Raw genomic sequence first — 9,681 nt, 5'->3', positions numbered from 1 at the left:
AAATCGTTCGACGAGCCGTTGCAGCAGCCCGCCGGATGCAACCGGTGATACGTCAGTCCAGAGGGTGAACGCGGCGACCGAATCGGCGTTCTGACTCGCAATCGCGTCCTCGTCGTCGGGTGCGACGACCGCGACGTTCACTTCGTAGTGGCCATAGTAGCCGAACTTGATGAGCGTCCGATCCGAGAAGCCGGAAACGAACTCGCGGACAGTCTCGGGCACCTCGTCGGCGACGAGAACGAACGTGAAGTCCGTGCCGAAGTGTTCCTCGTCAGGTTCGATCCACTCGTCGGCGAGCGTATGGCCTAACTCGACGATTCGTTCGAGTTCGGGAACCGTCGCCGTGTCGACCCGCCGAGCGAACATGTATTCCTTGGCGTGGTGGTTGGCGTAGTTAATCGACTGGTGGATGAACTGTTTTTGACTCTCCATCCGCATCGACCCAAAGAGGTCGAACCGCTCTCCGTAGACCGTGTAGTCCCGTTCGAGGTCGTAGTTGAACATGAGTCGCTCGGCGACGCGGTCGAAATACTCGTCGTCCCACTCCGGTCGGTCGACGACTGGTTCGGCTGGCTCGCCGGAGGTTGGCTGTTCAGCGACTGAACCGTCGGATTCCGACTTGTCGGCGTCGGTGTCAACGACTCCATGTCCCATGACACTTGGCACCACGCATTCCCCTATAAGCCCGTCGCGACTTCTCGAAAACTAAGTTTTATTCGTGAAGGTTACGAATCGCGCCGCATGGCCGACCCGAATCGCGAATCGTGCGGTCGGTGTTCGATGACGACCGTCGTCGATGCGACAGGAGGTACGAGCGAGGGCCGCGACCCATTCGAGGGTGAGCGAATCGAACTTGACGAATCGTCGTTGCGAGTAGCCTCGCCCGCGGCGTGGTTCGAGGGGCTTTCGGCGCGACTCGATGCCCTCGCTGAGCGCGTGATATACGGCGAGCGGTAAGGCACGAAAGTTAGTTACCTCGCAGAGTTTATACTGTCCGGCACCTAGTTCCGCCAACGACATGGAAGAGAGCATCTCCGGGTTCAAATGCCGCGGTACCTGGGACGAGGTCGTCGAACACGGGGAACGAATCACTCGTGCGCTCCGCGACGCTAGCGTCGACGGTGTCGCTTTCGATGATTGGGACGAATGGCGTCCGAAGTCGCACGAGCGACTCGGCGAGGACGTAAGCGAGAAGACAGCAAAACAAGCGAGTGTTGACGAAGGCGAGGGTGAGAAGGCGGGAAAAACGCCTAACGAGGACCTCAAGACTGCCGGTGAGAAGTTATCTCGCTCCTACGAAAAAGTCGAAGAAGGAGACGACGAGGGAGCAGTCGAGTCGTGGCAAGACTCCATCAACTACGTCGCCCGCGCGGCCGACTCCGCCGGCCGGAAGGCGCTTCGGAAGGTCGAGGACACGGTCTATCAGAATGTGATGACACAGTTGGCTCCGTACTACTTCGACAACGAACTTATCAGTGCGAACATCCAGAAAGTCGGCCGCGGAACGGGTAACGAGGAGTTCGTCTTCGAGGTAAACGTCAACGACGACGACTTGAAAGAACAGGTCTCCGACACGCTTCGGGACTTCGAAGACGAGATTGACCGGTGGCACATCGACACGCAGAAAGAGACCGAAGTCGCGGAGGCTGCCGAAGGCGTCGAGGTCCCCGCCACCGACGACGAACAGCGGTCGAAATCCACGACGAACTGAGCGGCGAGTACCTCGGAGAACCGCGGACCGATTTCGTCCTTACGGCGCGGTCTGGTTTTTGGCGCGCACACATGTCTGACATCGATAATACTGATACGGCTCGCCTGTGATGTAGGAGTATGCCCGAGCCGCTCCGAATCGAGTCCGGTGAACTGACCGCAGACGAAATTCTCGACGCGCTTCGCGAGGGTCGTCGTATCATCGTCCGCGCGGAGATGCTCGGCGGTATCCACGAAGTGACACTCCGGCACGACGGGACGACCTTCTACTGTGACACGCCGACGACGCTCCACAAACACGAAGACGAGGAGGGAATGCGGACGTGCGTGATGAAGATGGGTTACGCGAAAGACGCATAGCGGTGTTTTCGGAGTCGATTTAGTGAGTCTCGTGAGAGTCGCCCCTTCGGTAGTGAGCCACCCGGCAGTTTGCGACCGTCGGCGAATCGGCTGAAAGGCGATTCGCCGGGAGTACCGCGAGTGGCATGTCGGAGACTCGCCCGATTGGTGAATCTCCGGCAGGTGAGGGTTTAATTCGACGCACGGCAAACAGTCGTGTATGGCTGACGCACCGGATATGGACGACTTAATGAACACGGATGAGCCGAATTTCGGGCACGTCCTCGCCTGTGTCTTCGGAATCCAGAGTCACGAAAGTCGGACGTATCTCGCACTCCTCGACAATCCCGGCAGCACCGTCGCGGAACTCGCGGAGGTCCTCGACCGCGACCGAAGCAACGTCAACCGCTCTTTGATGACGCTTCTCGACAAGGGACTCGCCGAGCGGAAACGCCGCCTTCTCGACCCCGGTGGATACGTCTACCAGTACACGGCAACCCCGCTTCCGGAGGCGAAGGAGATGTTACACGCCGCACTCGACGAGTGGGCCGACGACGTCCACGCCCGTATCGACGCGTTCGGCGAGTAAGCGTTGCTCAGGAGGCGTCGTCCGAAGCGAATCGTCGTCCCCGTTCGACCGGCAGGTGCCGCCCGAACCCACCCGTTTTTGTCCTTCTGGTGCCACCGCCCGAGCAATGAGCCTCGAACTCACGGCACCTGCCCCCGAGGAGCCATCCGTCGCCGACGACGGCACCTGGCTCGAATGTATCGAGTGCGGCGCGCAGTTCGCGCCGTTCGAGGACATTCGGTACACGTGTGACGACTGCGACGGTCTCCTCGAAGTCCGCTATGCGTCCCCGCCGACGTGGGACGACTTCGACGGCCGCGGCGTCTGGCGATACAACGCCGCGCTTCCCTTCGATGAGGGCGTCTCGCTACCCGAGGGCGCGACCCCGCTACACACCGTTCCGCGCCTCGAATCCGACATCGGCGTCGAGACGCTGCGCATCAAACACGAGGGGATGAACCCGACCGGGTCGTTCAAAGACCGCGGGATGACCGTCGGCGTCCGCGTCGCGAAGGAACTCGGCGTCGACCGACTCGCCTGCGCGTCGACTGGAAACACCTCGGCCGCGCTCGCGGCCTACGGTGCTCGCGGCGGCATGGAAACGCTCGTCCTCCTTCCCGCTGGGAAGGTCGCTGCCGGGAAGATTGCGCAAGCCTCCCTGCACGACGCGCGCATCCTCGAAGTCGACGGCAACTTCGACTCCTGTCTCGACATCGTCCAGGACCTCGCCGCCCGCGGCGAGGCGTACCTGCTCAATTCGCTGAATCCCTTCCGCCTCGAAGGCCAGAAGACCATCGGCCTCGAAATTCTCGAAGAGTTCCACGAGGACTACAGCACGTATCCGGACCGCATCGTCCTCCCCGTCGGCAACGCGGGCAACACCTCGGCGCTCTACAAGGCGTTCCGAGAACTCGTTCAATCCGGCGAACTCGACCCCGAAGAGGTACCGAAACTCACCGGCGTGCAGGCCGAGGGTGCCGCACCGATGGTCGAAGCCATCGAAAACGGCTGGGACGAGACCAAGCGCTGGGACGAAGTCGAGACGAAGGCAACCGCTATCCGCATCGGCAACCCCGTCAACGCGCCGAAGGCGCTTCCCGGCATCCGCGAGACCGACGGAACCGCAGTCGCCGTCTCCGACGAGGAGATTACCGAGGCGCAACGCGACCTCGCCGCAGAGGGCGTCGGCGTCGAACCCGCCTCCGCCGCGTCGGTCGCCGGGCTTCGAAAACTCCGCGAATCGGGCGTCGTCGCCGAGGACGAACAGGTCGTCTGTCTCACGACCGGCCACCTGCTGAAGGACCCCGACGCCGCGTTCGAAGCGGGCGACGACCCCGAACCCGTCCCCAACGACACCGAAGCGGTACTCGAACACCTCGCGGAGTAACGAGGTAACCAATTCCCGTTTTCCCGGCAACTATTTACACGCCGATAGAAAAGTCCGAAGACCGACATGATTGACTGGCGCAAGCCGCTCCGAGATGAAACAAACGCCGGACTCGCGGTGGCTTCTGGAATCTGTTTTTCGGCCGCAATCTACGGTTTGGTCGTGTATTTCGCTCGCCCCGGTGCTACTTTCGGTGATGTCTATGCGTCTTTGTTTCTCGCGTTCCCAGGATTCGTGCTGGGTTTGCGTGCTTTCGGTCTGTTTTCGTCGTAGCGAAACAGCTGAAACAGCCTGCTGGCCACCGTCACGACCCAATTCAGCCGCCTCCCACTTCGCACTCGACGACATAGCTGACGCGCGTCAGTTGTTCGTCTGACACACCCTTTTGATTCTGTGGCATGTAATCGCACACGATGTCCCTCAGCAGCATGCCGACCGGGACCGTCAGCCGAGACGGTTCTGGGTCGCGAACATACCCCCCGAACGAGTCCGGACACAGTTCGCCCCCAAAGACTGCGTCTCCTCGTCAGCGCACCCGGTCCAATCCGGGACCGGACCAAGCCGCGCTCCAACGCGAGAACGAGGCGCTCCGCCGGGCAAACGCACAGCTCAAAGCCCGACTCGCCGCCGCCGGCGAGGACCGACAGGAAATCATCGACCGATACGAACAGCTCTTGGCCGAGAGTCGTCGCCGGAGTCGCAATCGGGGCGGTCAGTCGCCGAACGGCCAGCGGTCGAACAACCGGCGCTCGAAGCGCCAGCGACGGTCGAACCACCGGTCGTCGTCAAAAAACGGAGGTCAGTCGATAGCCACTGTTCGGGCCGCCGTCGGCCGCGCGGTGTCGAGCGTGGCGTCGTCGCTCGGACTCCGCTGAACGCTGGCCCAGTTCAGAGCGTGATGGCGTCCACGTCGATGATTCGGTCGTCGCTGAGGAGTTTTTCTTGGACCTCCTCGGGCACCTCGTCGTCGAGGTTGTAGACGGTCAGCGCCTCGCCGCCTGCCTTGGCACGACGGGCGTTGAACATCCCGGCAATGTTGACATCATTTTCACCGAGGACGGTACCGATGAAGCCGATGACACCCGGTTTGTCGTAGTTGCGGGCGACGAGCATCTGGCCGTGGGGGATGGCGTCGAGACGGTAGCCGTTGATGCGGACGATGCGCGGGTCGTCACCGGCGAAGAGCGTCCCGGAGATGGTCATCTCTTCGTCGCCGTTGCGGACCGTCACCGTCACGAGGCTCTGGAAGTCCTCCGACTGGCGGGATTTCGACTCGATGACTTCGATACCGCGTTCTTTCGCAATCTGCGGCGCGTTGACGGCGTTGACCTGCCATTCGAGCGGCGTGAAGACGCCCTTCAGCGCCGAGGCCGTGACGAGTTCGATGTCTTCGGCGGCGATATCTCCGTTGTAGGTCACTTCGATTTCGCCGAGGCGACCGTCGAGGAGTTGGCCGGCAATCTTGCCGGCGGTTTCGGCGAGGCCGATGTAGGGGCGGATACGCGGGAAGGCGCTCTCGTCGACCGAGGGCGCGTTGAGCGCGTTCATGACGGGTTCCTCGCGGAACGCGGCGACGACCTGGTCGGCCGTCGAGACGGCGACGTTCTCCTGTGCCGCCGAGGTGGATGCACCGAGGTGTGGCGTGACGACCACGTCGTCGACCGAGAGAAGCGGATTGTCGGGCGAGACGGGTTCGTCGGCGAACACGTCGACTGCGGCACCGTCGATGACACCGGCTTCGACGGCCTCTGCGAGGGCTGTCTCGTCGACGACGCCACCGCGGGCACAGTTGACGAGGTAACCGCTGCCCATCGTCTCCAGTTCGTCCGTGGAGATGAGTCCCTCCGTCTCGGGCGTCAGCGGCGTGTGAACCGTCAGGAAGTCGGCACGGGCGAGACACTGGTCGAACTCGACGAGTTCCGCACCGAGTTGTTCTGCGCGCTCCTCGCCGATGTAGGGGTCGTACGCGACGATGTCCATCCCGAGCGAGGAGAACTTCTTTGCGACCTCTTGGCCGACGCGGCCGAGACCGACGACGCCGAGGGTCTTGCCGTTGACCTCGTTGCCGAGGTAGTCGGACTTGGCCCACTCGCCGTCTCTCAGGCGGGCGTGTGCCTGCGGAATCGAGCGCGCGGCAGCGAATCCCATGGCGACCGTGTGCTCGGCGGCGGCGCGGACGTTCCCTTCGGGCGCGTTGGCGACGATGACACCGTGCTCGGTTGCGGCCTCGATGTCGATGTTGTCGACACCGATACCGGCGCGACCGACGATGATGAGGTCAGATGCCGCTTCGAACACGTCTTCGGTGACCTGTGTTCCGGAACGGACGATGAGTCCGTTTGCGTCAGAGACGGCTTCGAGCAGCGCGTCACCTTCAACGTCGTATGCGGTCTCTACCTCGTAACCGGCTTCGTGTAACCGGTCCAGACCCGCGTCGGCAATCGGGTCCGTGACGAGTACCTTCATGCGCATAGGCACAGACTCACGGGGGTTAAGAGTTGCCACAACGGCCGATTTCGTGACATTGTGGGTGTCTAGCACGGTTCCAGTTTAATCGTTGTCGTCTCACTAGTATTATGAACGATTCCGTAGTAGGGTAAACAAATGACCTTACGTCCCGAGCACTCACCGGCGACTGAGTTGGCTGTCGGGCCGTCGCTTCCTGATACTGGGTCCGTCCTCATCGCGGGGCCGACGATGACGAAAAAACGGCGACTCATGCTCTCGATGCTCGCCGAGAAGGAGCACGAGAACGCCGGTACGGTCGTCGTGACGACGAAGAAACCCGCACCCACCATCGCGCAGGAGCTCGAACACCTCACGGGCGTGTCACCCGAGCAGTTCGAAGTCATCGACACGACCAGCGTCGCGGACTTGCTCGACCAGCGGACCACCGCCGACAACCTCCGGTATGTCTCCAGTCCCGGCGACCTGACCGGCATCGGAATTCACCTGACTGAGGCTCTGCGGGAGCATTATGAGGCGAGCCAGTCGGCCCAAGTCGGGCTTCACGTTCTTTCGACGCTCGTGATGTACGCCGACATGAAACGACTGTTTCTGTTCCTTCATGTCATCACCGGCCGCATCGCAGCGACTGGCTTTTCGGGCGTATTCACACTCGACACCGGGTTCGTCGACGAACGCGAGCTAGCGCTCTTGAAACAACCGTTCGACGGAATCGTGGAGACCCGCGAGACGGACGGTGACCCGGAGTATCGAGTTCGCGGACTTGACGACGGCCCGCAGTCGTGGACGCCGCTTCGGCTGTGAGTCGATTCGTTTGATTTCGTCGTTATCGCGCCGCTATCCTTACAGAAGGTGCTTCAACGCGAGGTCAACGAGCGGCGAGCTCGTCCGGTCGAACGTCGCAAAGACGCCGGACCACTCGTCGTCTGGGTAGATGGCGATAACTGCCTCATCGAACCACCGAACGACGGCGTTTAACTCGCCGTAATCTTCGAATACGGGGTCGGTTACGGGTTCGCCGAGCGCCTTCATCACGAGGTTCTTCACTCGGTTCGCGCGCGCGTCGGCGTCGAAGCGGGATTCGAGGTCCGAACGCAGGTAGAGTAGTTCGTACTCCTCGCCGTCGTACTGGCCGACCGCTCGCACGTCTGCGTCGTCGGTCTCGCGAAGTCCGCGGACGAACTGCCGAAGTGGGTCGTCTCCGTCGTCGCCGAAGTCGTCGGTTAGGTCGGCTTCTACCTCGGAGAGCGTCTCGTGTTCGGCGTCGTGAGGTTCATCCATAGTGGGTGTCAGGGAGACGACCGGTAAATAGGTACGCGGTGTTTCGAACCGCCGATAACTGCCGACGCGGAAGCTTTGAAACCCCGCGGGAACGACGGGCACGTATGCGAATCATCGCCTTCGACTTCGACGGCACGCTTTCGGACTCAGAAATGACCGTCCTCCTCGGCAAGCAAAACGGGACCGCCGACGAGATGGCCGATATCACCGAGCGAGCGATGAACGACGAGATTAGCTACGCGGAGAGCCTCCGCTCGCGCGCTCGACTCCTCGACGGACTCGAAGAAGAACTCGCCGAGGAAGCCTACGGGCAGGTCGAACTCCGCCCCGGCGCGGCCGAACTCATCCAGCGTCTCCGCGACTACGGCCACCACGTCGCCATCTTTACCGGTGGCTTCCGCCGCGGCGTCGAGCGCGCACTCGAAAAGGAGGGCGTCGAGGTCGACGACATCGTCTCGAACAGCCTGCCCGTGAAGGGCGGCCGACTCACCGGTGACGTAGAGGGGTCGCTCATCGAGGGGACGAAAGACACCGCCCTGGAGAACTACGCCGCCGAACACGACGTACCGATGGACCGAACCGTGGCGGTCGGTGACGGTGCGAACGACCTTCCGATGCTCGAAGTCGCCGGTCTCTCGGTCGGGTTCGTTCCGAAAGATGCGGTCCGCCCTGCCTGTGACGTCGTCGTCTCCTCGATGAACCGCCTCGGGAAGGTCTTCGAGGGTCACAACATCCTCGACGCCGACGAGGAATAGCACAGTTGTAGGGTGCTAACATTTATCATGGGACGTATCGTATCGGGTTCTATGTCAATTAGTGACGTTGACACACCCGAGCTATGGGTGGCGGGATTCGTCTTTGTCGCCCTCGCACTCGCCGCCCAGTTCGAGGGTGTCGTCCTCGTTAATTTCGGAACGATGGGTGTCGACCAGTCGATTCCCGCTGCCGTGGCAGTGGTGGGGACGATGCTGGGGCTGTGGTGGTTAGATAACGAGTAAAGAAAAGACGCTGTTCCTGCTGACGATTACCGATTCAGCGTGTGAATCGCCTGCCCGAGCGCGTTTTCTGCGGCCTCCATGACCGCTTCGGCGAGCGTCGGATGCGTGTGGATGGTCGCCGCGACGTCTTCGAGTCTCGCGCCCATCTCGATTGCAAGCGCGAGTTCGGCGACGAGTTCGGACGCCTCGGGTCCGACGATTTGCGCGCCGAGGATGAATCCGGAGTCCTCGTCGGCGACGATGCGGACGAAGCCTTCGGTGTGGCCCGTCGTGAGGGCGCGGCCGGAGGCTTGGAACGGCATCTCGCCGACTGCGGGCGTGAAGCCAGCTTCTTCGGCCTCTTCTTCGGTCATGCCGACCGTGCCGATTTCGGGGTCGGTGAAGACGGCGGCCGGAACGGCCTGACTGTCGAAGGCGACCGGTTCGCCGGCGATGTGTTCGGCCGCGACGATGCCCTCTTGCGAGGCGACGTGGGCGAGCATCGGCGTGTCTTCGACGATGTCGCCGATGGCGTAGATGCGGTCGACCTCGGTCCGGCGGAAGTCGTCTACTTCGATGAAGCCGCGTTCGTCGGGTTCGACGCCAGCGTTTTCGATTTCCATCGTGTCGGTGACGGGCGAGCGTCCGACGGCGACGAGCACCTTGTCGGCGTAGTACTCGTTTTCTTCGCCGTCTTCCGTCTCGGTCGTGACCATGATGCCGTCGTCTTCCTCGCGCCAACCGCTCGCACCTTCGCCGAAATGCATGTCGATGCCGAGGACTTCGGCGCGCTTGCGGACGACGCGAGCCACGTCGGACTCGTAGGTCGGGAGGATGTCGTCGAGCATCTCGACGACGGTCACGTTGGCCCCGAGTTTGGCGAACGTCGTAGAGAGTTCCATCCCGATGTAGCCGCCGCCGACGACGACGAGGTCGTCCGGGACGGTCTCGGC

13 protein-coding genes are annotated in these 9,681 nt (G+C 62.2%); 9 read left to right on the top strand and 4 right to left on the bottom strand.

Features of this window, described 5'->3' with window-relative positions:
- Positions 1-654 (bottom strand): DUF8052 family protein (locus QT222_RS12575; RefSeq protein WP_491477375.1); only part of this gene is annotated, 654 nt, incomplete at its 3' end.
- 87 nt (positions 655-741) lie between these two features.
- Between QT222_RS12575 and QT222_RS12570 the strand changes: the two genes are divergently transcribed.
- From QT222_RS12570 to QT222_RS12545, 6 genes are all read left to right on the top strand, one after another.
- A complete protein-coding gene (locus tag QT222_RS12570) occupies positions 742-957 on the top strand; it encodes a DUF8007 family protein (protein WP_004058985.1) in 216 nt (71 codons plus the stop codon).
- Between the two features lie 61 nt (positions 958-1,018).
- A complete protein-coding gene (locus tag QT222_RS12565; protein WP_004058987.1) occupies positions 1,019-1,711 on the top strand; it encodes a DUF5828 family protein in 693 nt (230 codons plus the stop codon).
- A gap of 119 nt (positions 1,712-1,830) precedes the next feature.
- Positions 1,831-2,070 (top strand): DUF8001 family protein, encoded by a 240-nt coding sequence (locus tag QT222_RS12560; RefSeq protein WP_004058988.1) that lies wholly within the window; start codon positions 1,831-1,833, stop codon positions 2,068-2,070.
- A 199-nt stretch (positions 2,071-2,269) separates the two neighbouring features.
- Entirely contained in the window at positions 2,270-2,638 is a 369-nt protein-coding gene (locus QT222_RS12555) for a helix-turn-helix domain-containing protein (RefSeq protein WP_004058991.1), read from the top strand.
- A gap of 106 nt (positions 2,639-2,744) precedes the next feature.
- Positions 2,745-4,004: a threonine synthase gene (gene thrC, locus QT222_RS12550; RefSeq protein WP_491477374.1), complete on the top strand. Its 1,260-nt coding sequence runs from the start codon at positions 2,745-2,747 to the stop codon at positions 4,002-4,004.
- A 413-nt stretch (positions 4,005-4,417) separates the two neighbouring features.
- Positions 4,418-4,879, top strand: coding sequence for a hypothetical protein (locus QT222_RS12545; RefSeq protein WP_137685653.1), 462 nt, complete (start codon positions 4,418-4,420; stop codon positions 4,877-4,879).
- Positions 4,880-4,892: 13 nt separating this feature from the next.
- On the opposite strand, the gene serA is transcribed toward QT222_RS12545, so the two are convergent.
- Positions 4,893-6,470: a phosphoglycerate dehydrogenase gene (gene serA, locus QT222_RS12540; RefSeq protein ID WP_491477373.1), complete on the bottom strand. Its 1,578-nt coding sequence runs from the start codon at positions 6,468-6,470 to the stop codon at positions 4,893-4,895.
- 138 nt (positions 6,471-6,608) lie between these two features.
- On the opposite strand from serA, the gene QT222_RS12535 reads away from it, so the two are divergent.
- Positions 6,609-7,274, top strand: coding sequence for a DUF7504 family protein (locus QT222_RS12535; RefSeq protein ID WP_491477372.1), 666 nt, complete (start codon positions 6,609-6,611; stop codon positions 7,272-7,274).
- A gap of 39 nt (positions 7,275-7,313) precedes the next feature.
- Here the strand turns inward: QT222_RS12535 and QT222_RS12530 are convergent, their stop codons facing one another.
- Positions 7,314-7,751 carry a DUF7522 family protein gene (locus QT222_RS12530; protein WP_004059001.1) on the bottom strand — a complete coding sequence of 146 codons (438 nt, stop codon included), beginning with the start codon at positions 7,749-7,751 and terminating at the stop codon, positions 7,314-7,316.
- Between the two features lie 104 nt (positions 7,752-7,855).
- On the opposite strand from QT222_RS12530, the gene serB reads away from it, so the two are divergent.
- Positions 7,856-8,506 carry a phosphoserine phosphatase SerB gene (serB, locus tag QT222_RS12525; RefSeq protein WP_004059003.1) on the top strand — a complete coding sequence of 217 codons (651 nt, stop codon included), beginning with the start codon at positions 7,856-7,858 and terminating at the stop codon, positions 8,504-8,506.
- A gap of 51 nt (positions 8,507-8,557) precedes the next feature.
- The gene (locus QT222_RS12520) at positions 8,558-8,749 is read left to right on the top strand and encodes a hypothetical protein (RefSeq protein ID WP_004059005.1); all 192 of its coding nucleotides are present in this window, start codon (positions 8,558-8,560) and stop codon (positions 8,747-8,749) included.
- Positions 8,750-8,775: 26 nt separating this feature from the next.
- On the opposite strand, the gene QT222_RS12515 is transcribed toward QT222_RS12520, so the two are convergent.
- Positions 8,776-9,681: dihydrolipoyl dehydrogenase family protein (locus QT222_RS12515; protein ID WP_491477371.1), on the bottom strand; the 906-nt coding region annotated here is incomplete at its 5' end.

This window comes from Haloferax sp. s1, assembly GCF_058382125.1.
Note: the sequence above shows the minus strand (reverse complement) of the source record. Positions and strands in the feature narration are given on the sequence as shown.

What these genes read in the sequence shown, in the direction of transcription:
- QT222_RS12570 (WP_004058985.1), top strand. Translation starts at nt 742, where the DNA reads ATGGCCGACCCGAATCGCGAATCGTGCGGTCGGTGTTCGATGACGACC.
- serB (WP_004059003.1), top strand. Translation starts at nt 7,856, where the DNA reads ATGCGAATCATCGCCTTCGACTTCGACGGCACGCTTTCGGACTCAGAA.
- serA (WP_491477373.1), bottom strand. Translation starts at nt 6,470, where the DNA reads ATGAAGGTACTCGTCACGGACCCGATTGCCGACGCGGGTCTGGACCGG.
- QT222_RS12535 (WP_491477372.1), top strand. Translation starts at nt 6,609, where the DNA reads ATGACCTTACGTCCCGAGCACTCACCGGCGACTGAGTTGGCTGTCGGG.
- QT222_RS12520 (WP_004059005.1), top strand. Translation starts at nt 8,558, where the DNA reads ATGTCAATTAGTGACGTTGACACACCCGAGCTATGGGTGGCGGGATTC.
- thrC (WP_491477374.1), top strand. Translation starts at nt 2,745, where the DNA reads ATGAGCCTCGAACTCACGGCACCTGCCCCCGAGGAGCCATCCGTCGCC.
- QT222_RS12555 (WP_004058991.1), top strand. Translation starts at nt 2,270, where the DNA reads ATGGCTGACGCACCGGATATGGACGACTTAATGAACACGGATGAGCCG.
- QT222_RS12565 (WP_004058987.1), top strand. Translation starts at nt 1,019, where the DNA reads ATGGAAGAGAGCATCTCCGGGTTCAAATGCCGCGGTACCTGGGACGAG.
- QT222_RS12545 (WP_137685653.1), top strand. Translation starts at nt 4,418, where the DNA reads ATGTCCCTCAGCAGCATGCCGACCGGGACCGTCAGCCGAGACGGTTCT.
- QT222_RS12560 (WP_004058988.1), top strand. Translation starts at nt 1,831, where the DNA reads ATGCCCGAGCCGCTCCGAATCGAGTCCGGTGAACTGACCGCAGACGAA.
- QT222_RS12530 (WP_004059001.1), bottom strand. Translation starts at nt 7,751, where the DNA reads ATGGATGAACCTCACGACGCCGAACACGAGACGCTCTCCGAGGTAGAA.